The 25200-nt window shown below is 38.8% G+C and carries 22 protein-coding genes; 9 read left to right on the top strand and 13 right to left on the bottom strand.

Features of this window, described 5'->3' with window-relative positions; genetic code table 11:
* Positions 1–35 precede the first annotated feature (35 nt).
* The 4 genes from J663_RS05185 to rluB all read left to right on the top strand — a co-directional run bounded on the left by J663_RS05185 (position 36) and on the right by rluB (position 3226).
* Complete coding sequence (locus J663_RS05185; RefSeq protein ID WP_002120255.1) at positions 36–653, top strand: L-threonylcarbamoyladenylate synthase; 618 nt, start codon at positions 36–38, stop codon at positions 651–653.
* Between the two features lie 223 nt (positions 654–876).
* Entirely contained in the window at positions 877–1668 is a 792-nt protein-coding gene (locus J663_RS05180; RefSeq protein ID WP_033848284.1) for a segregation and condensation protein A, read from the top strand.
* Complete coding sequence (gene scpB / locus J663_RS05175; protein ID WP_002120355.1) at positions 1665–2261, top strand: SMC-Scp complex subunit ScpB; 597 nt, start codon at positions 1665–1667, stop codon at positions 2259–2261. Before J663_RS05180 ends, scpB begins: the two co-directional genes overlap by 4 nt.
* A gap of 41 nt (positions 2262–2302) precedes the next feature.
* A complete protein-coding gene (gene rluB / locus J663_RS05170) occupies positions 2303–3226 on the top strand; it encodes a 23S rRNA pseudouridine(2605) synthase RluB (RefSeq protein ID WP_016142048.1) in 924 nt (307 codons plus the stop codon).
* Between the two features lie 62 nt (positions 3227–3288).
* Here the strand turns inward: rluB and bioD are convergent, their stop codons facing one another.
* The 5 genes from bioD to J663_RS05145 all read right to left on the bottom strand — a co-directional run bounded on the left by bioD (position 3289) and on the right by J663_RS05145 (position 7944).
* Positions 3289–3933 carry a dethiobiotin synthase gene (gene bioD / locus J663_RS05165; RefSeq protein WP_033848280.1) on the bottom strand — a complete coding sequence of 215 codons (645 nt, stop codon included), beginning with the start codon at positions 3931–3933 and terminating at the stop codon, positions 3289–3291.
* Positions 3934–4683 (bottom strand): malonyl-ACP O-methyltransferase BioC, encoded by a 750-nt coding sequence (bioC, locus tag J663_RS05160; RefSeq protein ID WP_033848278.1) that lies wholly within the window; start codon positions 4681–4683, stop codon positions 3934–3936.
* Positions 4680–5837: an 8-amino-7-oxononanoate synthase gene (locus J663_RS05155; RefSeq protein WP_033848276.1), complete on the bottom strand. Its 1158-nt coding sequence runs from the start codon at positions 5835–5837 to the stop codon at positions 4680–4682. The genes bioC and J663_RS05155 overlap by 4 nt, the downstream gene beginning before the upstream one ends.
* 1 nt (position 5838) lies before the next feature.
* A complete protein-coding gene (bioA, locus tag J663_RS05150; protein ID WP_033848275.1) occupies positions 5839–7119 on the bottom strand; it encodes an adenosylmethionine--8-amino-7-oxononanoate transaminase in 1281 nt (426 codons plus the stop codon).
* 93 nt (positions 7120–7212) lie between these two features.
* Entirely contained in the window at positions 7213–7944 is a 732-nt protein-coding gene (locus tag J663_RS05145; protein WP_033848273.1) for an alpha/beta fold hydrolase, read from the bottom strand.
* Between the two features lie 356 nt (positions 7945–8300).
* Between J663_RS05145 and otsB the strand changes: the two genes are divergently transcribed.
* Complete coding sequence (gene otsB / locus J663_RS05140; protein WP_033848270.1) at positions 8301–9152, top strand: trehalose-phosphatase; 852 nt, start codon at positions 8301–8303, stop codon at positions 9150–9152.
* Positions 9140–10573, top strand: a complete 1434-nt coding sequence (locus tag J663_RS05135) for an alpha,alpha-trehalose-phosphate synthase (UDP-forming) (RefSeq protein WP_033848268.1) — start codon at positions 9140–9142, stop codon at positions 10571–10573. Before otsB ends, J663_RS05135 begins: the two co-directional genes overlap by 13 nt.
* Positions 10574–10642: 69 nt before the next feature.
* Here J663_RS05135 and J663_RS05130 read toward each other — a convergent pair whose 3' ends face one another.
* The 7 genes from J663_RS05130 to J663_RS05100 form a co-directional block, all read right to left on the bottom strand.
* On the bottom strand, positions 10643–11836 hold the full coding sequence (locus J663_RS05130; RefSeq protein WP_033848266.1) for an MFS transporter: 1194 nt from the start codon (positions 11834–11836) through the stop codon (positions 10643–10645).
* 288 nt (positions 11837–12124) lie between these two features.
* Entirely contained in the window at positions 12125–12589 is a 465-nt protein-coding gene (gene ftn / locus J663_RS05125; protein ID WP_033848264.1) for a heteropolymeric bacterioferritin subunit Ftn, read from the bottom strand.
* A 252-nt stretch (positions 12590–12841) separates the two neighbouring features.
* Positions 12842–14881: an NAD-dependent DNA ligase LigA gene (ligA, locus tag J663_RS05120; protein WP_033848261.1), complete on the bottom strand. Its 2040-nt coding sequence runs from the start codon at positions 14879–14881 to the stop codon at positions 12842–12844.
* A gap of 94 nt (positions 14882–14975) precedes the next feature.
* The gene (locus tag J663_RS05115; protein WP_033848259.1) at positions 14976–16022 is read right to left on the bottom strand and encodes a cell division protein ZipA C-terminal FtsZ-binding domain-containing protein; all 1047 of its coding nucleotides are present in this window, start codon (positions 16020–16022) and stop codon (positions 14976–14978) included.
* Position 16023: 1 nt separating this feature from the next.
* Positions 16024–19473, bottom strand: coding sequence for a chromosome segregation protein SMC (smc, locus tag J663_RS05110; RefSeq protein ID WP_033848257.1), 3450 nt, complete (start codon positions 19471–19473; stop codon positions 16024–16026).
* Between the two features lie 10 nt (positions 19474–19483).
* On the bottom strand, positions 19484–20179 hold the full coding sequence (locus tag J663_RS05105) for a GntR family transcriptional regulator (RefSeq protein WP_002120391.1): 696 nt from the start codon (positions 20177–20179) through the stop codon (positions 19484–19486).
* 256 nt (positions 20180–20435) lie between these two features.
* The gene (locus tag J663_RS05100; RefSeq protein WP_014205929.1) at positions 20436–21239 is read right to left on the bottom strand and encodes a sulfite exporter TauE/SafE family protein; all 804 of its coding nucleotides are present in this window, start codon (positions 21237–21239) and stop codon (positions 20436–20438) included.
* Between the two features lie 30 nt (positions 21240–21269).
* On the opposite strand from J663_RS05100, the gene J663_RS05095 reads away from it, so the two are divergent.
* Together J663_RS05095 and J663_RS05090 are read left to right on the top strand one after the other, a co-directional pair.
* The gene (locus tag J663_RS05095; RefSeq protein ID WP_033848255.1) at positions 21270–22022 is read left to right on the top strand and encodes a biotin--[acetyl-CoA-carboxylase] ligase; all 753 of its coding nucleotides are present in this window, start codon (positions 21270–21272) and stop codon (positions 22020–22022) included.
* Between the two features lie 14 nt (positions 22023–22036).
* Positions 22037–22771 (top strand): pantothenate kinase, encoded by a 735-nt coding sequence (locus tag J663_RS05090; protein WP_033848254.1) that lies wholly within the window; start codon positions 22037–22039, stop codon positions 22769–22771.
* A 49-nt stretch (positions 22772–22820) separates the two neighbouring features.
* Here J663_RS05090 and ffh read toward each other — a convergent pair whose 3' ends face one another.
* On the bottom strand, positions 22821–24233 hold the full coding sequence (gene ffh / locus J663_RS05085) for a signal recognition particle protein (protein ID WP_002120334.1): 1413 nt from the start codon (positions 24231–24233) through the stop codon (positions 22821–22823).
* A gap of 140 nt (positions 24234–24373) precedes the next feature.
* Here ffh and J663_RS05080 point away from each other — a divergent pair, with 140 nt between their 5' ends.
* Positions 24374–25183, top strand: coding sequence for a cytochrome C assembly family protein (locus J663_RS05080; protein WP_033848251.1), 810 nt, complete (start codon positions 24374–24376; stop codon positions 25181–25183).
* Positions 25184–25200: the final 17 nt, after the last annotated feature.

The raw sequence follows: 25200 nt of genomic DNA, 5'->3' as shown, positions 1-25200 counted from the left end.
TATTTTTAACACTGGCGTGATGGAGTCTCTAAAATATGATGCATTTACATGTACATCCTGAAAATCCACAGCAACGCCTCATTGCCCAAGCGGTTGAACGTATCCGAGCAGGAGATGTTGTGGTCTACCCTACCGATGCTGCCTATGCAATTGGGTGTCAAATCGGTAATAAAAATGCCATGGAACGTATTGCACAGATTCGTGGCTTAGGGCCTAAACATCAATATGCCATTATGTGCTGTGACTTATCTGATATTGCAACTTATGCAAAAGTTGATAATGCGACATATCGTTTATTGAAAGCGAATACACCAGCTATTACTACATTCATTTTACCTGCAACAAGTGAAGTTCCTCGTAGATTGATGCACCCTAAGAAGAAAACAATTGGCTTACGTATTCCGAGTAATCCAATTTGTCAGGCTTTATTACAAGAACTTGGCGAGCCCCTACTCACCAGTACATTAATTTTACCAGGCCAAGAAGACCCTCTAGATGACCCTTACGATATTGAAAATCAGTTAGATAAACGAATTGATGTATTTATTGACGGTGGTTTTGGTACCTTGACCAGTACAAGTATCGTTGATTTATCGGGCGAACATCCTGAAATTATCCGCCGTGGTGTTGGCGATGTAAGTGCTTTTGAATAAGCACTTACTTTTTTACCAATAGTTTAAAAAAAAGTATTATCACTCAAAAAAATACTCTTTATTTATTTTGGATTTTTTTTACACTTTAGTCGTTAAGTAATTTATTAAAAGACACAATTCATTTAGAATGATTTTCACTATCTGCTGTTCTTCTACTTACAGCTGTCTAGGACTTGAATAACAAGTCTCATGCTTTTGAAAATTCGCGTGGCTTATAATCGTAATGAATCAATCACTTCATCAATCCATGGAAGACGCTCCACACATCCGTGTTTTAGATGAGTGGCATGACAAAATTCCAGAAGATCTCTATATACCTCCAGCTGCATTTGAGATTTTGCTCGAGCGGTTTGAAGGTCCATTAGATTTTTTAATTTATCTGATTCAGAAAAATGGCTTCGATTTAATTCAACTCGATATTGCTCCTATAGCGACTCAATATTTGGCCTATATGGATAGCATGAAATCTTTAAATATCGAGTTGACGGCAGATTATATGGTGATGGCTGCTTTATTAGCTGACTTGAAGTCTCGCCTACTTCTACCAAAACCTACAATTATAAGCATTGAAAAAGATCCTAAGCAGGAGCTTATTGATCGTCTTGAAACCTATCTACGCATTAAGCAAGCAGCTGAGCGTTTAGGCCAAATGCCAATTCTCGAGCGCGATACATTTAGGGCCAATGTAAGCTTAGGGCATATCTCTCCTGTTTATGAAGGTTACGATATTTCTGCGCTACATGATGCGTTGTTCTGTGTATTTAATCGCCCCGAACCTATTACCCATGTTGTCGCTCAAGAACCTGTTTTACTCGAAGAACGTATTGCATATATTGAAGAGAAATTAGAGTCTGGTGACGTGTTAAGTTTTAAAGAATTACTCAATCCCCAGCAAGGTCGTATGGGAATGGTTGTTACTTTTATGGCAGTTTTAGAATTGACTCGCCAACAGAAAATTAAAATTATTGCCACTGGTATTGAAGCCCCGTTAGCAATTCAAGGATCTTCAATATGAGTAGTTTTGAACAAAATAATAGTGATTTGTCATTAGCTGACATACATCATGAAGTCTTATTACAACTTGAAGCAATTATCTTTGCCAGTGAAGCGCCTGTTTCAATTGCCCGCTTAAAAGAAGCATTTAACAATCAATATAATAAACAACAGCTTCGTCAGCTCTTGCAACAGCTCGCGCTATTACAACATGGTCGATCTATTGAGCTGATTGAAACAGCACAAGGGTTTCGCTTTCAGGTAAGATCTAAATATCGTAGTATTATTGCGCAAATTTGGCCAGAGCGACCAACAAAACTGTCGCCTTCATTACTAGAAACCCTGGCTGTCATTGCTTATCATCAACCGGTTACCCGAGCTGATATTGAACAAATTCGTGGTGTATCTAATAATAGTCAGATTCTTAGAACACTATTTGACTGGAACTGGATTAAAGAAGCCGGTTTTAGAGATTTACCCGGAAGACCTGCGTTGCTAATTACAACGCCTCAGTTTCTGAATGCTTTTGGTCTAGCCTCTCTAGGCCAATTGCCTCCCCTACAGAACGCCAAGGAAGCCTTTATGGCTCTCGATGCAAATGCACCGAAATCATAAAGAGGTGGACTGTTGATCATTATGTCTAAGGTTGTGCTGTCATGAGTGAAAAATTGCAAAAAGTATTAGCGCGAATCGGATTAGGTTCCCGCCGATATATGGAAGAGGTTATTGCCGCAGGACGCGTGAGTGTAAACGGTCGTGTTGCCCAAGTGGGTGAGCGCATTGAACCAGGCGATGAATTACGCATTGATGGCCGTAAAGTTCAGTTTCAGATTGAAGATGAAATTCGTCGTCGCGTACTGATTTATTACAAACCTGAGGGTGAAATCTGTTCACGTAATGATCCTGAAAAACGCCCAACCGTATTTGATCATTTACCACAAATTGCCAATGACCGCTGGGTAATGGTAGGTCGTCTGGATATTAACAGTACTGGTTTATTACTATTCACAAATGATGGTGAACTTGCTAACCGCTTAATGCACCCATCTAATGAAATCGAACGTGAATACGCTGTTCGAGTAATGGGTGAAGTAACGCCAAAACTACGCCAAAACATGGTCAACGGAGTAGAGCTCGAAGATGGCCCTGCCAAATTCGAATCATTCTCTGAAATTGGTGGTGAAGGTATTAACCGCTGGTACCAAGTTGTAGTAAAAGAAGGTCGTAACCGCGAAGTACGTCGGATTTTCGAATCGCAAGATCTTAAAGTCAGCCGTTTATTACGTACACGCTACGGCACAGTTATTTTACCGCGCGAATTACGTACTGGTCGTTGGATGGAACTCGACAAAACTGACATCGACAACTTAGCAAAATCAGTTGAGTTAAAACCACGTCAAGGTACAGGTTTATTTGGTATGGCAAAACGTCGTACTGATCGTATGACTGAAAAACCAATGGCAGCACGTCGTGGCGGTTACTTACGTCAACAACGTCGTGATGATGAAAAAGAAGCTCCTGTTAACACAGGGAACCAACGTAAAGCGACTGGTTTTAACCGTGGTTCGAAGAAGTTCTAAAATATTCATAAGATGTAAAAAAACCGCTCAAATTAGAGCGGTTTTTTTATAACCTGTTTAACTTAATTCATTTTTGCCAGTTCAATCCATTCAGCTTCGGGAAAATGAATAGCTAAGTAATCTTTCAAAAAATTTGAAGTATCTTGAGAAATTAATGGATCTTTTGATTCATCTTTTAGGTTATAAACCAAGGCATGCAACTTCAGCCCACGAGACTTAAGTGCTTCAAGACTAAGCAAAGTATGGTTAATACTTCCTAAACGGCCCGATGTTACTAAAATAACAGGAAACTGATGCTGAGCGACGTAATCAATGGTCAGCAGACTGGTGGTTAGTGGCACCATTAAGCCTCCTGCACCTTCCAACAATACGATTTCAAAACGCTCCGCCAATGTTTTGGTTGCATTTTCAATTTTTTGAAAATCAATTTCTCGGTTATCAAGACGTGTTGCAAGATGAGGTGAAGCAGGATAACTGAAGATTTCAGGCATGGTTAGCTTGTCATGATCTTCTTGAAACCAGCCCTGCCCCATAATTTCACGATGTTTTTCAATATCCTCAGAAATATCAGCGTTACCTGTTTGAATGAGTTTTTGGGTAATCACTTTTTTACCCTGCTCAGTCCATAATTTTGCTAAGAAACCTGTCGCGTAGGTTTTACCAATTTCGGTATCAATCCCACTCACAAAATAGATCTGGCCACTCATTTACTTCATTCTCCGGGCAATACAATAAATCGGATGATACGTTAGGGAATATCCTTCGGCACACTTAAACTGCTCATAATCTTGATAAAACTGTTGTAAAGTTTGCTTAGTCCAACGATGCTGAGCAGTTGCTGTTACACCTGTTGCTTTTAAATGCTGTAACACGTCTTTAGGTGAATCGAAATAGAGTTGAGTTTCTGATTCTGACAAATGCAAAATCTCAAAACCAGCCTGAATTAAGGCACTATTCCAATTTTCAACTGACCAATAACTTAAACCTTGTCCTGTTAATTCTTTAATCTCTAATAAGTTTTTAGAACCGAATGTTGAGAAGCACAACCAACCTCGCTCAGTTAAAGCCTCATTACAACGTTCGAGCAAATGCGGTAAATCTTGCATCCACTGTAAAGCTGAACCTGAAACAATCATATCCAGCTGCTGAGGGAAATCTAAAGTTTCAATATCCCCAATCAACCATTTTAAATTTTCTTGATGACTAAAGTGCTGCTGCACATCTGCATATAGATCATTCAAAATTAACTCTTCAAACTGAAAAGAGGTAGCAAGAAGACAAGTTAAATTGCCAGAACCACAACCAATTTCAAAGACACGCGACATCGTAGTCGGACAAAACTGCTGAACTAAACCTGTTAAATTTTGGCAAATTTGTTTTTGAACAATTGCATGTTCTGAATAGCTTTGCCCTGCTTTGGCAAAACGCTGGGCAACCAAGTTTTTATTCAAACTCACAGAAAACTCACCAATTCTTCAAGTTCATGTTGCTGCACCATTGACGTTAAAGAAATACGCAAACGCGAACTGTTTTTAGGTACTGTTGGTGGACGTACAGGCATAGCATAGAAACCACTTTCCTGAACGTATTTCGCTTTATCGATCGCAGCCTGACTTTCTCCAACAATGACTGGAATAATATGGCTGGGCGATGGGCTTACATAACCCTTTTGCACAACAGCTTGTTGAAGATATTGGCTAATATTTTTTAAGTGCTCACGCTGAGATTGAGAGACTAATACTTTTTGAAAAATAAAGTTTGCCCATGCCATAACAATCGGAGGCTGTGCAGTACTAAAAATAAGTGGGCGCATTTTATTAATGAGATAATCTTTAATAATTGGATCACAAATAATGTAACCACCGACTGCTGCTAATGCTTTGCCTAATGTACCGACCAGAAAATCAATTTCCTGAATCACATTATATTGTTCAGCACATCCTAAGCCTTGCTGACCACGAACCCCAATTGAATGCGCTTCATCGACATATAACATAGTTTTAGCAAAACGTTTTTTTAGCTGAACTAAAGCGGCTAAATCCGTCTCATCACCGTCCATACTAAAAATACTTTCTGTGACCACAATGATTCGTTCAATCTTGTCATCATCATGATATTTTTGGAGGAGTTGTTCCAAGTGTTGTAAATCGTTATGTCGATAACGCACATACTGAGCGCCAGATAAACGGATCCCGTCAATCATACTGGCATGAACTAACTTATCCGCCAATATTAAAGTTTTACTATCAGCAATAGCTGGCAAAATACCGATATTCATATGGTAGCCACTATTAAATAATAGTGCCGCCCGACCACCAAACGCTTGGCTTAGGCTATTTTCTAATTGTTCATATTCGTCAAAATTGCCCGTTAATAGACGTGAAGATGAAGAACTAAAATAGCTACGCTCGATTGGAAAGCTATCTAAAAACTCTTGACGAAGATTGATATCAGCAGCCAACCCAAGATAATCATTTGAAGCTAAGTTGAGCATCGTTTTATTTTGGATCGTAATAAAACGTCCGTGCTGCACATTTTGGGTAAATTGTCTAAAGTTACCTTGTTGCTTTAACTCATCCAATTCGGCAGAAAAATGTTCAAGCAATGACATCTTAATTCGCTCCCTGCATCGTTTGAACAACTTCAACCAACTGTTCGAGCAAATCGCTTAACTCTTGATGCGTGATGACATACGGTGGCATCACATAAACTAATTTTCCAAAAGGACGGATCCAGATTCCGCGGTCTACAAATTGTTGCTGTAAGGTTTTCATATCAACATTAAAGGTGAGTTCTACTACACCAATTGCACCCAGCACTCGCACATCGGCAACATAATCAAGCTGACTTAAAGGCGTTAAATATTGGCTAAGCTGTTGTTCAATTCGCTCAATATTAGCCTGCCAATCTTGCTCAATTAATAATTGGGTACTTTTTAAAGCGACCGCGCAAGCAAGTGGATTGGCCATAAAGGTTGGGCCATGCATAAACACCCCGGCCTCACCGCGACTAATGGTTTCTGCAACCTGCTTTGTCGTTAAGGTAGCAGATAACGTCATGTAGCCGCCTGTTAGCCCTTTACCTATGCACATAATGTCTGGCTCAACTCTTGCATGTTCCCAAGCAAAAAGCTTACCCGTGCGACCAAAACCAGTCGCAATTTCATCAAAAATTAATAACAGATTATATTGTTCACAAAGTGCTTTCGCCTGACGTAAATATTCAGGATGATAAAAACGCATACCCCCTGCACCTTGTACAATCGGCTCAATAATCAGTGCAGCAAGGTTTTCATGATTTTGCTGAATAGCTTGTTCTAGCTCAGCAATATCTTCTTGATTCCACTCTTCATGAAATTTGGTTTGCGGTGCTGCTACAAAAATACGGTTCGGTAAACTTGTACCAAAAATCTGATGCATACCTGTCACTGGATCACAAACAGACATCGCATTCCATGTATCACCGTGGTAACCAGAACGCGTAGTAATAAAATTTGTTTTTTGTGGTTGGCCTTGTGCTGTCCAGAATTGCACAGCCATTTTCAAAGCAACTTCAACGGCAACCGAACCTGAATCTGCATAGAAAATTTTATCGAGACTCGGTGGAGTAATTTTTAAAAGAATTTTTCCAAGTTCAATGGCAGGATCATGAGTTAAACCACCAAACATGATATGCGACATGTTTTGTAATTGATCTGTCACTGCCTGATTGAGTTCAGGGTGGTTATAGCCGTGAATTGCACACCACCATGACGACATACCATCAATTAAAGTTGTACCATCATCTAGTTCAATCGTTGCCCCATAGGCACGTTTAACTTTAAATGTTGGTAAAGGTTGGGTCATTGAGGTATATGGATGCCAAATATGTTCCAAATCAAAATTATCGGTCATCCTCTATACCCTTTTACAGCAATTAAATCTTTCATTTAGCACATGTTAAACCTGTTAAGAATGAAAGAAAATTGCGAGATCAACCAAAGCTTATTAACTTTGCTGATGAATTGTTAAAAATTGGCAGATTTCTTCAATTGTTCGGTCCACTTCTAGATATGGAAAAGCATGAGTAGCGCCTTTTAGCACTTTATAATTCATGTTTTCTGTCGTGATATTCTTGAAATTTTCAATAATTTTGCAAGGAACAACATTATCTTGCTCGGCAAACACATGAAGCTGCGGACCTAGATAGTTTTTTAAGTTATCTACCAAATTTAGTTGTTCAAGCATTTGCAAACCTTCTGATAGCAATTCACTTGAAGGCGGATTTGCTATGTTTTGTATGCTTACCCAATCTTGTTTAGCCTGAGATGAACCGAGTGTAATTAAGTAATAAAAACGCTTTAAAGTGGCTTGCGGGTTTTGTAAAAAAGAAGTGTTAAATTGACTAAACACATCAGCAGGCATAGCAGTTTGCCAATTATCGTTGGTAACAAAACATGGATTTGAAGCGAGCGTAATTAACGTTTTAGTTTGCCCTGTTTGTTCATAAAAAGTATTAACCAATTGAGTTGCTAACTGCCCACCTAAAGACCAGCCTATCACCACATTAACCTCAGACACTAAATCAAGCTGTTCTTGAAAGTTACTATCTAAAACATTAAAAATATTAATAAGTTGTGTCTCAAACCCCATTTTTTCCAAATGCAATTTAAGGGATTGCAAAGGTTCGACACCTACTCCCCAACCTGTAATTAATAAAATTTTATTTTGTAACTTCATATGCCTGCTCAAAGCCGATTTTATAAGGATTATATAATAATATTGATTTAAAATATCTTTTAAAATCAACATAAAAATTAGATTTCAAAAAGTAAAATCAACTATTTATGAGTATTTAATATTCTGAAATATATTGATAAACAAGACCTGCATTATTCATAGTAAACATACAAAAATTTAATTATCTAAACATTGAAGCCAATCAAAAAACAACATACTCCACACTTCGCCTATAAATCCATTATGCAATGTAATTAATGTTAATACTTATGTTTTTTTATTAAAAGAAATGACTCATCAATTCATTTTAATGCTAGAAGATTAATTATTGATCAAAAAGTATTAGGAAGGCTAATATGAACAGTCAAAACACAATATCTGATGGGAGAGAAAAAAATACATCTTTTGTTACACCCAACGATATTATAAATAACTTATCTTTCGATAAAAATTACTGCTTATTTTTGGATATTGATGGCACACTAGCACCCTTTCAAATTAATCCTGAGCATAGTTTTATTCCACAGACTACATTAGAAGTTATAAAAAAAATTACTAAATTAAATATACCTGTTATTGCTGTAACAGGTCGTGATGTAGATACAGCAAGCAAACTACTACATCCTATTGAAGTTCCAATTGCTGGTTTACATGGTTTAGATATTTATTTTGATTCAGGAAATTATATTCGACCAGATTTAAGCAGTATTAATTTCAAAAAATTAAAACAAGATATTCTCAAAAGTTGTGAAAAATATCCCGAATTATTAATTGAGGATAAAGGATATTCTATTGCCTTACATTATCGTAAAAATCCTAATTTAGAAAATAATGCTATTAATATTATGCAGCAAATTAATCTCAATCACCCCCACTTAAAAATAAATAAAGGAAAATTTGTTGTTGAATTAATCCCAAACCAAGCTGATAAAGGTAGAGCAATTGAAACTATATTAAATCATCTTGATTTACCTGCTGTATTACCTATTTTTATAGGTGATGATTTAACAGATGAATCTGGTTTCACTTACATTAATCAGCAATCTGGCCTTAGTATTAAAGTAGGTCTGGGTGAAACACAAGCAAAATATAGATTAAAAGATATTGATAATGTCGCGGATTTTCTTCTTTTATTTCAAAACAGAATAAAAAGCTTATATGTCAAAAATAGCCAAAATCAGAATGGAGAAAAATTATGTCTAAATTAATCGTATTATCGAACAGAATAAGTATGCCATCGGGTAAAGCTTCAGCAGGCGGTCTTGCTGTAGCTGTACAAGATGCACTAAATGATAGTAACGGCATCTGGTTAGGCTGGAATGGGCAGCAAATTACCGATAGCGAAGCGCCAGAGTTTGAGCAGGCTTATTCTCAAGGAATTGACTACATTACCTGCCCCCTCACTCATCAGCAATATGCCCAATATTATTGTGGTTTTGCTAACAAAGTTTTGTGGCCAGCAATGCATGGCAGAGATGATCTGATTGAATATGATGCAGAAGAATATAATACCTATCAAAAGGTTAATCGCTTATTTGCTCAAAAGCTAAAAGAGCTTGCTCAGCCTGAAGATCTTATTTGGGTGCACGATTACCACTTTTTTAGTGTGGCTCGCTATTGCCGTGAATTAGGCATGCAAAACAAAATTGGTTTCTTCTTACATATTCCTTTTGCCAGTCTAAATATTTGGCACAAAATTCCGGTAGCCCATGAGTTAATTCAAGACTTGAGTCAATATGATGTTATTGGCTTACAAACTCAGATTGACCAAAATGCCTGCATGCAGACTTGTCTGAATTTACTCGAAGCTCAAAAAATTCAAAGCAACAGTATTAGCTACAAAAAACGTCAAATATTAATTAAATCGTACCCAATTGGTGTTCAGCCTGAACTTATACAAAAGCAAGCCCAACAAGATTTGGCGACCTCTTCGGTGTTTAATTTTGAAGAAATACCACGTCAAAAGACAATTATTGGAGTTGATCGCATTGATTATTCAAAAGGTTTACTTGAAAGATTTAATGCATTTGCAACCTTTTTGGAAACTAGCCCTGAATATCATGGCTTAGTTCGACATCTTCAAGTGGCAATCCCTTCTCGTACCGATATTCCAGCTTATCAACGCTTATACCAACGTTTTAAAACCAAGCTAGAGTTAATTAACGAAGAGTTTGCACATGAAGACTGGAGACCTGTAGATTGCTGCTATGACACGGTACAACACCATAATCTCATGCATATTTATCGCCATGCAGATATTTGCTGGATTAGTTCACTACGTGATGGTATGAATCTAGTGGCTAAAGAGTATATTGCGGCACAAGACCCAGAAAATCCAGGTGTGCTCATTTTATCTAAATATGCTGGTGCTGCTGAACAGATGTCTCAAGCCTTGATTGTTGATCCGCAAGATAGAGCCGCAATGATGGATACTTTAAAAATGGCTTTAGAAATGTCTAAAACTGAGCGTATTAATCGTTATCAACAATTGATAGAGGGATTAACATCATCTGATCTTACCAATTGGCGAAACAATTTCTTGGATGATTTAGAAAAGACACCAACTTTACTAATGAAGCCTCAGCGCTTATTACAAGATAATTATCAATCTATTTATCAGGTTCTATAAATCTAAATAAAAGAACCTCGAGAAATTTAATTTCTCGAGGTTCGCTATTTGGTGATTATTATTTATAAATTAATTTGTCTTTACTAATGTAAAACGGTTAAGTAAAGCAATAATAAATAGTAATACAGCTACTCCTGTTAAAACCGTACTTAAACCAGTCCATTCTCCAATTAAACCGATTAAAGCTGGCCCACTTAATGAACCTGTATAGGCAATTGTTGATACTAAAGAAAGTGCTGCTGCTTTAGGCATATTGTTTTGTCGACCAACACGAGAAAACATCACGGGTACAATATTAGAACAACCTAATCCTAATAATGCATAACCCAATACAACCACTTGCCACACTGGTGCCGTTACAATAACAGCCATACCAATAGCAGCACCAATCGCACTATAAGTCACAATATTTTTTTCACCCCATTGCTTAAGCAAGATATGACCTGCAAAACGACCAGTCGTCATGCTAAGCGCAAAGAAAGTGTAAGCCAGACCAGCAAAAGCAGGATTAAGCTGATATTTACTTGTTAAATAAATACCCCCCCAGTCCATTGCTGCACCTTCTGATAAAAAGGCAATAAAGCACATCATACCAATAAGCAGAATAATGCCATCAGGACGATAAAATTTTTTCGGTGCTTGAGTTGTATCTTCATGTGGCTTTTCATCCTGTTCAAAAGACGTTAAACAAGAAGGAATAGCAACGCCACCAATAACAAGCAAAATCATAACAACTGATAAAGTGCTCAATAAAGGAGAAAGGCCCACGGCTAATAGTGCTGTCACAAGCATAGCGCCTGTTAAGCCACCAAGACTGCACATTCCATGGAAGCTCGACATGAGAGCTCGCACACTATGTTTTTCAACAACTACTGCTTGTAAGTTGATAGCTACTCCAAGACATCCTGCTGCCGATCCAAAGATAAACAATGCTACAGCCATGGTCACAATGCTGCTCCATATCGTAAGGCTAGGCAATAAGACCATTAACAACATCAATGCCAAAGCAATTAACGGACGACATCCCCAGCGCTTTACTAAAGCACCAGTCGCAGGCATAGCAATCATTGAGCCAATACCCATACACAGCAAAAGTAAACCAAAATCGGCATGATTTAGGTTTAAACGCTGCTGTGCAAAAGGAATAAGAGGTGCCCAAGCTGCAGTCGCAAAACCTAAACTAAAAAAGCTTAGTCGTGTTGCAAGACGCTGTGTGCTTAGGAGAGTAGCTGTATTTAAAACAGCAGGTTTGGTAAATAACATATTTCGCGAACTCACCATAAATCATTGGCGATCCATACCAACCGATTTTCCATAGAAAAACCCTTGCCTCATTAAATTTCTAGGCAAGGGTTTTATTGGCGAAATTATAAACAATTTCATAAAAAAAACAGGGGGGGCGATACAATTTTTCTGACTTTTTTGTAACTGCCAAAGCCTTATATAGTAAAGCTTTGAATATGTTCAATTTGACAAAATTAACATCCAAGTTAAGGTTTCATTTTATTAAAATGAGCCAATAAAAAACCCAGCCTTAGCTGGGTCTTTTTATTAAATTTGAGATTGAATATAGTTTTGTAAGCCAATCAACTCAATTAAACGTAATTGCTTTTCTAACCAGTATGTATGGTCTTCTTCTGTATCTGATAATTGTTGACGCAACATATCACGGCTAATGTAATCGCCCTTCTCTTCACAAAGTTTGATACCTGTCGCTAATTTTTCACGAACATGATATTCAAGCGCCAAATCAGCTTTTAAACAAGATACAACGTCTGTACCAACATTGATATTTTCACGATGCATGTTTGGTTTAGCACCTAAGAACAATACACGGCGAATGATCGCATCAGCATGAGAAGCTTCTTCTTGCATCTCATGATCAATACGCTCATAAATTTTATTTAAACCCCAATCTTCATACATACGAGAATGGATTAAATATTGATCACGGGCAGCCAATTCTCCGCCAATGAGCATATTTAAATAGTCTATGACTTCTGGATTGCCACGCATAATAAATCTCCTATCGTATGAAGACTATTATGGGCAATCTTAAAAATGATTGCAAAATAAAAATTAGTTAAGTTTATGATTTTTATCAAATTAAAATGAGAAACATACGCATTTACAGTTTAAGTTATTTAAATTTCCTCTGCAAAAAGAAACGCTTGTCCAATTTATAAGTTCAGACAAGCGTTAAAATATGGCTCAAACCATCAATTTATAAATTTGTAACTAAAATCAATGGTTCTTATTTCGGTAGATCTATTCGCTTAAAGTCTGCCCGTAGCTTGCCATAAGTGATAAGAAATCAGTCTCATTCATAACAGCAATACCTAGTTTTGCTGCTTTTTCTAATTTCGAACCAGCCTTCTCGCCCGCAACAACACATTTGGTTTTACTCGATACACTACCACTTACACGCGCACCTAATGCTTGTAGCATTTGAGTAGCCTGATCACGCGTCATTTGCTCTAATGTGCCCGTTAATACCCAGCTTTCGCCATTTAATGGCTGCCGTGTTGGTGCAGTCGGTGCATCCCAATGAATGCCCGCTGCAATTAAGCGATCAAGCACTTCAATGTTGTGCGGTGCCAAGAAAAAGTCAGCAATCCACTCTGCAGTAATATCACCAACATCTGGGGTTTTCTTTAAAGTTTCAACATCAGCAGCTTTAAGCGCTTCTAAAGTTTGGAAAGTATTGGCTAACATCCTAGCTGTTGTTTCACCTACACCACGAATTCCTAAAGCATAAATAAAACGTGCTAGAGTCGTCTTCTTACTAGCTTCAATGGCATCAATTAGGTTCTGTACCGATTTCTCGCCCATTTTTTCAATCCCGAGTAAAGTTTCTCGGTGTTCGTGCAAATGGTAAATATCTGCAACATCTTTGAGCAAATCGAGATGTAATAAAGACTCTACCCAACGATCGCCTAGACCTTCAATATCTAGAGCTTTACGTGATACGAAGTGACGAATCGCTTCAATACGCTGAGCAGCACAATACAGTCCACCAGAACAACGTGCTAAAGCTTCCCCTTCAGGCATTACAACTGGTGAAGCACAAACAGGACAGTTTTCAGGTAAATGTACAACTTCGGCATCAACAGGACGGAATTCTGGCCAAACTTTTTCTACTTTAGGAATAACATCGCCTGTACGATAAACACTCACCGTGTCACCAACACGTACATCTAGGCGATGGATCTCACCAATGTTGTGTAAAGTTACATTGGAAACCGTTACTCCCCCCACCAATACAGGCTTTAAACGCGCTACTGGAGTCAAAGTACCTGTACGCCCCACTTGCCAATCAATCTGATCAACCGTAGTTAATGCAGCTTGTGCAGGGAATTTATAAGCAGTTGCCCAACGTGGTTCACGACTTAAAAAACCAAGTTGTTGCTGTTGCTTTAAGTCATCAACCTTTACAACCATCCCATCAATTTCAACTTGTAAATCTGAACGTTCTTGCTGAATTTGCTCATAACGTTGCTGTACTTCTTGAATTGAATTACACAGATATTGACGTTCAGCAATTTCAAATCCAAGTTTTGTGAGCCATTGCAGGCTGTCATGCATGGTAGTTAAGCCATGATTAGGTTCACATTGAGCGATGCCGTAAGCATAAAATGCTAAAGGTCGAGCCGCAGCAATATTAGGATCGAGTTGTCTTAAACTACCAGCTGCGGCATTACGCGGGTTTGCAAATGTTTTATCGCCTTTGGCTTCCTGTTCGGCATTGAGTTTTTCAAAACCGGACTTTGGCATAAGTACTTCACCACGAACTTCCAGCAAACGTGGAATTTCAAAGTGATCTGAATGTAACACTTTAGGCAAATTACGAATCGTTTTAACGTTCTGGGTAATGTCCTCACCAGTTTCTCCGTCACCACGTGTAACGCCACGTACTAATAGGCCATTTTCATACCAGAGAGAAATCGCAAGACCATCAAGTTTTAGTTCGACTTCGTATTGTACTTTTTGATTAGGCAAACGCTCTTCAACACGACGTGCAAATGCAAACAAGTCTTCCTGATTAAAAACGTTCCCCAAAGAAAGCATCGGAACGACATGAGTCACACTTTGAAATTTAGAGAGAGCTTGTCCGCCTACTTTTGTTGTTGGCGAATCTGATTGAACCAGATCAGGATATTGCTTTTCTAAAGCTTTTAACTGGTGAAATAAATGATCATATTCACTGTCCGAGATTGTCGGCTGATCCATGACATAGTAGGCATGGTTATGCTTTGCAATCAGTTGAATAAGCTGACGCATCTGTTCGATCACGGAAGTTGTTGCCATTATGTTATTCACCATAAAAAAGGGTGGAAATTTCTCCACCCTGAGCTGCGACTAGATATGTTGCAATTATCGCAACGAACGTAAAAAATTAAAACTAGGCAGTCGCCTGTGCCGGACGATAATCAATCACATGATGACGCCAGTGCTCTTTTAACTGTGGCGTAAATTCAAGATTATTCTCATCGTAAACTTTGCCATCAATTTCGCGAGCAATTAAACCTGCAATACTCGCCATCATGTCAAAACCAGTCACGGCTTTACTGTTTGGAAGGGCAAGGAAAAATGCTAACCCTTGAACTTGTTCAGTAGATAGCGTTTCAAGATCAAACCCAGCTGGTCCATTGTCTGTCATACGCAATACAGAGAACATGAGTACACTCGGCTCATCGGTATTTTCATAACGATGGAAGCACGACATTTCACCGTAGCGTAAACCATATTTTAACAGCACTTTAAGCGCTTTATCACCAGACAATGCACGACGAGGGTTTGGATAAACATTTAGCGCAATAATCTGTTCAGCCATCGCTAATGCACTTTCATCATCATAACGTTGCTGTTCATGTAAATGCACATCCAGAATATTACTCTCGCCTTCAAACTCAGCAATTTCGGCAGTTTCAATATTCGGGTTTAAACTCAACTCAGGCTCAGTTTTTTCGCTTTCAGCTTCCAGATTTTCTTTTGCTAAAGCTTCAGCTTCCGGTTTAACAGAAACTGTATCAACCAACTCAACTGAACCATCTTTATGAATGGTAGAGCTTGGTACTATTTGTTCAGATTTAATTTTTTCTACAGAAGCGTTTTCAACAACTGCTTGAGTTTGTTCAGTTTGAATTGCTTTAGCGGGTTCTACGGTCTCAATTTCTGACTGTTTTGTCTCAGGTATTTGTGACGGCGCAGCTTCGCTTAAAGTCGGTTCTACTCGCTCTGCACTAGTCACCGCTACAGATTCAGCTTCAGTTTTCTCAAGCTGATCTCTCACGTGCCTAGGTATAACCGGTTGATTACTATCAGGATTAATATGCAAATCACTGTCTAATGAGGGTTCAGCATGGTTTGGCTTTTTTAAAATCATTTTTAAGCCAATTAGCATAATTATAATGGCAACAACGATGCCAATAATCGTATTGATTTCCATTCTATGACTCCGAAACTAACCCGTATTCTTTTGCCTGTTCTAAATCGACAGTGACTAATTTTGATGTACCCGGTTCAGGCATGGTCACACCCAACAAATCAGTTGCCATGGTCATCGCCAGCTTATTATGTGTAATGTAAATGAATTGTACATGTTCAGAAAGTTCTTTTACCAAATTACAATATCTCTGAACATTCGCATCATCAAGTGGTGCGTCCACTTCATCTAGTACACAAAACGGTGCCGGATTTAATCTAAAAATCGCAAATACTAATGCTAACGCTGTTAAAGCCTTTTCTCCACCAGAAAGTAATGCTAGAGAACTATTTTTCTTACCCGGTGGCCTTGCCATCAGTTTAACACCAGATTGCCAGTCATCTTCAAGACTTAAACTCGCCTCACCACCATTAAAAACCTTTGGAAACAGGTTTTGCAACTCCTGATTGATCTGATCAAAAGTTGTCATAAACAGCTTACGGGTTTCTTGGTCAATGCTTTTCATCGCATCTTTTAATTGAGCTACCGTATTTTCCAAATCTTGAATCTGGTGACTCAGCTCATCAAAACGCTGAGAAACTTCTTCAAACTCTTGTGAAGCGGCAAGGTTAACCGCTCCAATTTTTTCAAACTGTTTCTGTACTTTTTCCAGTTTTTGCTGGTGCTCAGTTAAATCGATTTGTAAGCCTTTTTGGAGTTCGGCATTTAGCTCTTTGAGCTGCTCTTGGTAATGTTCACGATCTGACTTGGCCGCTTGCCATGCCAAACGCTTCTCTTCAAGTTGTTCTCTGAGCTGCTCATCTTTTTGTTGATATTGATGACGCTGATCGGTCAAAGTCTGCTGTTTTTCCTGCACACTATTGAGTTCAAGCTGCCATTCATTCCAGTTCTTTTGCAACTTTTCAGTTTGAGCAAATTGTTGCTGAAACTCTGACTCAAGATTTGGTAGTTCTAATTGAATAGGGTCAACAAACTTTTTCGCTTGCTCCATTTGAACATTAATTTGCTGATATTGGCTTTGCAAGAATGAGATATCTTTTTCAAGCAACTCAATCTGTTGAGTTGTCTGCGTGCTATTACGGCGTAAAATTTCACGTTCTTGTTGCTGATGTTGCAAGGCTTGTTGCTGCTCGTCTAACTGCTCTGTTAATTCTTCTACCCGAAATTGCAAAGTTTTATAGTCAGGTAAAATGGTTTCGAGCTTAATTGCTAATGCATGCAAATCAATTTCAAGATCATCTTTTTGCATTGCATCTTCTTCAAGCTGCATATCTAACTGACCAAGTTGATCTTTTAATTGCTGTTTTTGCAATAAAAATGCTTGTGCTGCGGTTTGTTGCTTGGCAATTTGTACATCAAGCTGTTGCAAGTCTTTTTGTTTTTGTTTCACAACTTGCTGTTTGTGCTGCACACCAGACTGTAATTGCGCTAATTCATCTTTTTGCTGAACTACAATTTCATCTAGTGCTTGTAATTGAGGTTGTTGCTTTTCAAGAGCTTGTTCAATTTCATCTAGACGAATACGGTGGCTCAGCATACCTTGTGCACTTTGACTTTCGTCATCATACATAAGGGCAATCACCCAATCCTGCCCGACATGATAGCCATCTAAAGTCAAAACAGACTGGCCATGTTGCAACTGCTTTTGCTCATTTAAAGCTTGAGTCAAATCTTGTGCAATCGCTACATTTGAAAAGATTGATAGCTGTGGCGATGCAATCCACTCATTTAAACAAGCCAAGTTACCTTTAAATTTACTTGTTTGCTCTGAAGGTTTTAGCTGGCGAGCAACTCCTTCTTGAAAGACTTGTTCAGTCTCAAGAATATGAGCTTGTAACCATTTTGCTAAAAACTTCTCAACAATCTGCGCATGTGGTTTACCTTGCTCTGTTAACTCTAGAGCCTGCATTAAACGTAGCGTATCTTGATGTTGTTTTGGACTTTGCTTTGCAACAAGCTGGCTTAGGTTTTTCTGCTCTGATAATAAAACTTGGATTTCTGTTTTCAGCGTTTGCTGCTGATTTTTACTTGATTGATGTTGCTGTTGAGATTGCTCTAAATGCAGTAATTGTTGCTCAATTTCAGTTTCAAGCGACGCGATTTCGCCAAGTAATTTCTGTTGCAGTTGCTCAAGCTCGCCCTGCTCATCTTCATGAACATGCGATTGAATTTGGTTTGCTTGATGTTGCAATGTTTCTTTTTGCTGCTCAATGCGCTGAACATTTTTACCCAACTGTTCAATTTGAGCTGACATCTGCATTTTTTGCTGCTGTTGTTTTTCAACCTGAGCTTTTATTTGTTCAAACTGTTGTTGTGCTTGTTTTTGCTGAGACTGTAAATCAGCAAAGTTTTGTTCAGCCTCCGTCGCTGTATACTCAACTCCAGCTAAAGCTTCTGTTTGTTCTTCTAGCTGATTATTCAGTGTTTCAAGTTGCAATTCAGAAAGCTGTAAACGTTCTTTAGTTTGGAATCTTTGCTGCTCTAACTGAACGAGAGTCGTACTATTTTGCTGGTATAGACTCTGTTTTTGTTCAAGAGTCATTTTAAGTTCAGATAGTTTCTTTTCAGCTTGTTGCCATTCTTGTTGTAGCGGTGAAGATTGCTGAATAAGTCGCTGAAACAAAGCACTGGTTGCTTCTAAATCATGTTCAATCGTGCTTAATTCTGAGCGAACCAATTTAAAGGTTTCACCCAATTCATTCATTTGAACGGTATATTCTTCTTGTAGGCGTACACTTTTCTCTGCCTGAAAAGACAAAATTTCAATTTTGAGCGTACGAATCTGGCTTTCTAAAGTTTTATATTGAACCGCTGCTTCCGACTGACGCTTAAGCGTTTTAAGCTGCGATTTTAACTCTAGTGCAATATCGTCTAAGCGTGAAAGGTTTTGCTCTGTATGTTCAAGATGCTGCAAAGTTTCACGGCGACGAGCCTGATAACGAGAAACACCCGCGGCTTCCTCAATGAACACACGCATTTCTTCAGGCTTGGCATCAACCAAGCGGTTAATCATGCCTTGCTCAATGACCGCATATGAGCGTGGTCCTAAGCCTGTTCCTAAGAAAATATCGGTAATATCACGGCGGCGACAACGTGTACCATTCAAGAAATATTCTGACTTACCTTCACGAGTGACCTGACGGCGAACAGCTAACTCATTATAAGCATTATACGATCCGCCCAACTTTCCATAAGTATTATCAAAGCGTAGCTCAACACTGGCCACACCAACGGGCTTACGTTTGGAAGTCCCTGTAAAAATAACATCTTGCATGCTACCACCACGGAGCTGACGAGCGTTTGACTCACCCATCACCCAGCGGATTGCATCGATTACATTGGATTTGCCACAACCATTTGGGCCAACCACTGCTGTGCGGTTAGCCTTAAAATTTAAGGTTGTACTATCTGCAAAAGATTTAAAGCCGGAAAGTTTTAAACTGCTTAAACGCATAATGCCCTAACTAGCGGCGTGAGCGTCTTGCCCAAGCCAATTCAATCTGTTTCATTCGTGTCAGCGATTCCAACACAAGGTTACGTAAGTGTCGACAAAAATCTTCCATAAATAAAGCGGCTTGTTGTGATTTTCGGATTAAAATTGCATCAGTCACGAGTTTAAATAATGCAAATGCTTCTTGTAGTTCCCGCTTAGAGGTATTTAAGGTCAAAAAATAACTACGACGTAATGAAGGTAATAACTCTTTATAAAATTTCATTAGATAAGGATTACCCACCATATCTTGCTGTTCAGCTAAATATTGGAACACCCCATCATAAAATTTTTCGATATCACCTGCTTTGACATGCTCAAGAAGTTGCTCTAATAGCAACTGTAATTGATCTGCTTCATGCGCACGCCATGTTTCGCTCATGCGTTGTACAATATGCCCCAATAACATCATATTTGTATCAAACAACGCTTTAACTTGTTGTGCAGACATTTCTGAAACAATTGCCCCACGGCGTGGAAATATCTCAATTAAATGAGTACGCTCTAATAATAACAATGCTTCACGAACTGATCCTCGGCTAACGTCAAGTTCTTTGGCAATACGTAGTTCTTGAATACGTTCGCCTTCTACTAGCTCGCCACTAATGATCTGTTCGCTAATATATTTGACAATTTGCTCAGAAAGACTTTCTGTGTCTTCGAGATTCATAAATCACCCGCTACTTTTTATATGCATTAATCCATGCTTTTCTTTCGCATCCTTGTTTTTAACTGATCCCATCGATTAAAAACTATGTCATTGTCTGACAATTTTATTGCATTTTAAGCCAACTCATTTAAAAACAACACCAAAATCAGATGAATAAAAGCTTGGAGCGCTCTTATATTCTATGAATAAAAAAAGCTCGAATTCCTAAAAATTCAAGCTTTTACACCACTGTCTTATAAATTTAAGATTTTAGTCTCTAGTGCATAATGCCTTTATAAATAAAATAACTGCCTACCACCACTAACAGGCAAGCAAAACATTTTTTTAACATCTGCGGCGACAACGCATGAGCAACCTTTGCTCCAAACTTCGCTGTGACAAAGCTCATGACACTAATGCCAATAAACGCATAGATATGTACATAACCAATCGTGTTAGGCACTGAGATTTGTTCTTTTGCACCAAACCACATAAAGCCAATCGCTCCAGCAACTGCAATTGGTAAACCGCAAGCGGCAGAAGTCGCGACTGCTTTTTGCATGACCACGCCATGACGGTTTAAATATGGAACGGTTAAACTTCCTCCCCCAATTCCAAAAATTGCAGAGGCAATACCAATCCCCCCCCCCGCCATGAATTGCATAGGGGTTGAAGGGAGCTGACGCGTTGGATCAACAACTACATGTGCTCCTTTAAACATCCGATAGGCCATCACAACCGCAAAAATACCAATAAGAAGTTGCAAATGCTGGCCAGACATCAGGTCGGCAATACCCGCCCCTAAAAATGAGCCCAACACCAGTCCAGGCGCTAAATTACGAAAAACAGGCCAAAGTACTGCACCCTTTTTATGATGAGCTGAAACAGAACTAAAAGACGTCACAATAATGGTTGCAAGCGATGTTCCGACTGCAATATGCATGATTACCGCGGGATCGTAGTGCAATTGGGTAAAAACCACATAGAGGATTGGTACAATAATTAGTCCACCACCAACCCCAAACAATCCGGCAGTAAAACCAGCAATTGCGCCAATGAGTAAATATATGATTAACTCCATAAATGTTTTACCACTCTGCTCATATTCAACATGGATTTAGAGACTCGCCAACTACAACAACTTTTAAGCGCAAAAAACCAGCTTCCAGAAGTGGTTTTATTAAAAGCAACCACAACTTCGACCAATGATGATATTCGTGAAATTGCCCAAAAAGGCATTACAACGGGCTTGGTTTGCAGTGCTCAACAAACTCAAGGGCGAGGTCAACATCAACGGCAATGGATTTCACCTGAAGGAAACATTTATTTAAGCACATTGGTGCAAACTCGAACACCCTTAGATGGTCGCTTAGCACTTGAAGTTGCTCTGAATATTTTGCAAATCCCCCAGTTACAAGCTCTGAATCTGCAAGTGAAATGGCCAAACGATTTATACAGTGCTCAGGGTAAATGGGGTGGAATTTTAGTCGAACCACTGTCTCAGCATCAGGCTATTGTAGGTGTAGGTATTAATTTAAAAACACCACCCGTGACTGATAGTGATCAGCCAATTACCTCTTTAGAGAATTTAGGCCTAGAGCAAATGAGTCGTCTTGAGTTAATTTCAGAGCTTTATGTTGCAATTCAAAATGCTGCTCGCTGGTTTGATCATGGCTGCTACAATTTAGCAGGACGTTTTAACCACCACGCTGCATGGATTAATCAGCTAGTTCAGTTTGAACATAGTCAAGGACTGATACATGGCCGTTTCGTTGGAATTTCCAATGAAGGTGCAGTAATTCTTGAAACTCCAGAACCACAGCAGTTTTATCAAGGTCGCTTAAGACCGCAAGTGAATCAATAAACAGGTGTTCTTCCATGAAAAGTTTATGGCTTGATATCGGGAACACCCGTTTAAAGTATTGGATTACTGAAAATCAGCAAACTATTGAACATGCAGCTGAGCTACATTTACAGTCCCCTGCCGATTTATTACTTGGGTTAATTCAACACTTTAAACATCAAGGTCTGCATCGCATTGGAATTTCTTCAGTACTCGATACCGAGAACAATCAACGTATTCAGCAGATTTTAAAATGGCTTGAAATTCCTGTTGTTTTTGCCAAAGTGCATGCTGAATATGCTGAGTTAAAGTGCGGTTATGAAGTTCCGAGTCAGCTCGGGATTGACCGCTGGTTACAAGTGTTAGCTGTAGCTCAAGCAGATGAAAACTATTGCATTATTGGTTGCGGAACAGCACTCACAATTGACCTAACTCAAGGTAAACAGCATTTAGGAGGTTACATCCTGCCTAATTTGTATTTGCAGCGAGATGCTCTTATTCAAAATACCAAGGGTATTAAAATTCCAGACTCAGCTTTTGACAACCTAAATCCGGGCAATAACACTGTAGATGCAGTACATCACGGTATTTTATTAGGCCTGATTAGTACCATTGAAAATATTATGCAGCAATCTCCAAAAAAGCTGCTGCTAACTGGTGGCGATGCAACACTATTTGCCAAGTTTTTACAAAAATATGAGCCTGTTGTGGAAACCGATCTTTTACTCAAAGGACTACAACAATATATTGCTCATTATCCTAAAGACTAAAACACACAATAAAATAAAAGGCGCTATCTGCGCCTTTTATTTTATAAGTTTATTTCTTTTGGTCGTTGTTACCAAACAGTGGACCCATTCCGCCACCGCCGCCGCCAAATTGTTTTTGCATATTGCCTAATGAACGCATCATTTTGCTCATACCAGATGGATTGGCAAACTTCTTCATCATTTTGGCCATTTGTGCTTGTTGCTTGATAAGTTTATTCACTTCGGCAACATCCATACCACAACCTGCCGCAATACGTTTTTTACGACTTGGGTTCATCAAGTCTGGATTACGGCGCTCTTTAACAGTCATTGACTGGATAATAGCTTCCATCTTCTTGACTTGCTTTTCAGGGTTCGCTTGCTCAATCGCTTGCTGAATTCCTGCACCGCTCATGCCAGGCAACTTGTCTAAGAAGCCCATCATGCCGCCCATTTTTTTCATTTGCTCAAATTGCATCAGCATATCTTCAAAGTTGAAGCTACCGCCTTTTTGCAATTTTTTCGCCATTTTTTCGGCTTTTTCTTTGTCGATTTTGCGTTCAACTTCTTCGACTAAAGAAAGTACGTCACCCATACCTAAAATACGTTGAGCAACACGGTCCGGATGGAATGGTTCTAAAGCATCAAGCTTCTCACCCATACCTAAGAACTTGATTGGCTTACCAGTAATGGCGCGCACAGAAAGCGCAGCACCACCACGTGCATCACCATCAGTTTTAGTAAGAATTACACCTGTAAGTGCTAAAGCATCATTAAATGCTTTTGCTGTATTTGCAGCATCCTGACCTGTCATGGCATCAACCACAAACAAGGTTTCAGTCGGCTTAACTGCTGCATGCAATTCTTTAATTTCGTCCATCATGTCTGCATCGACATGTAGACGGCCTGCTGTATCGACAATCAATACATCGGCAAATTGGATTTTTGCCTGTTCAATTGCACGATTAACAATATCAATTGGCTTTTCAGAAGGATCTGAAGGAATAAAGCCTGCGCCAACTTCATTTGAAACAGTTTCTAACTGTTTAATTGCTGCCGGACGGTAAACGTCGGCAGAAACAGTCATTACTTTTTTCTTTTGACGTTCTTTTAAGAAACGTGCCAGCTTGGCAGCAGTTGTTGTTTTACCTGCACCTTGTAAACCAGCAAGTAATACTACAACAGGAGGTTTCGCACTTAAATCCAGTGTTTCATTCGCCTCACCCATCATCTTGGTGAGTTCGTCATAGACAATTTTTACAAATGCCTGGCCTGGTGATAACTGAGTCATCACTTCTTGGCCCAATGCCTCTTCCTTAACTTTCGCGATAAATTCACGAGTTACAGGTAACGCGACATCGGCTTCAAGAAGTGCCATACGTACTTCACGTAAGGTATCTTTAATATTGTCTTCGGTCAGCTGCCCTGAGCCAGTAACATTTCTTAAACTCTGTGTGAGTCGTTCTGTTAAGGTATCAAACATTGCAAAATCCGCTTAAAATGGCTAGTTGCAAAAAAATCTTTCTCGAAATAGAAAATTTATGCATAGAATGCTATAGGATACTTTAGTTCGCAGCGAATTTATATCTTATATAGATGAATTAATCCTGAAAAAGGTTTGACATGATTAGCCTCCCCTTGGTTTATACAATTTTGGCACTCATCGCATATACCACTTCTTTCTGGTATCTGTTTATTCGTTTAATGTCAAAACGTGAACCAAACTCATGGTTATTTGCTTTTGTTACTATCTTGGCATTAGTACTGCACGGCACAGTTTTATGCGATGCTATGCTTACACCAGCAGGAATTAACTACGATGTATTTAACCTGATGTCTTTTACATCGGGGCTTATGTTATTGTTAAGCTTAATTTTTAGTACTTTCCGCCCTATTTTGCCGTTAAACTTGTTAGGCATTCCTGTCGCAGCTATTGGTCTTATTTTAGGATTTGCCTTTAGTCGACCAGATCAATTTATTGAACAGCATTCGTTAGGACTTGATACTCATATCATTCTTTCGCTTTCTGCCTATGCAGTTTTACTGATGGCAACCATACATGCGATCTTGATGTGGTTCCAAAATCGTGAACTCAAAAAGAAACAAAAAAAACGTTTCTGGGTCAACTTACTCCCGCCAATTCAGGCGATGGAATCTTTATTATTTGACCTAATCATTACTGGTTTCATTTTATTAACGATTGCGCTTACATTTGGTTTTTTAACCATTGATAACTTCTTTGCTCAGCATCTTGCTCATAAAACCGTATTTAGTATTATTTCTTGGTTTATCTATGGTGCATTACTGATCGGCCATTACAAGCTTGGTTGGAGAGGTCAAAAAGCAATTCATTTTACCTTAATAGGTTTTGTACTTTTAGCAATCGGATTTATCGGCAGTAAATTTGTACTTGAGATGATCTTAGGGCGCTAGAGAAATTAAAATTTAAT

It is taken from the genome of Acinetobacter sp. 826659 (assembly GCF_000588515.1).
Lineage (GTDB): Bacteria > Pseudomonadota > Gammaproteobacteria > Pseudomonadales > Moraxellaceae > Acinetobacter > Acinetobacter pittii.
The sequence above is the reverse complement of the archived record's forward strand: the minus strand, read 5'-3'. Positions and strand labels throughout refer to the sequence as shown.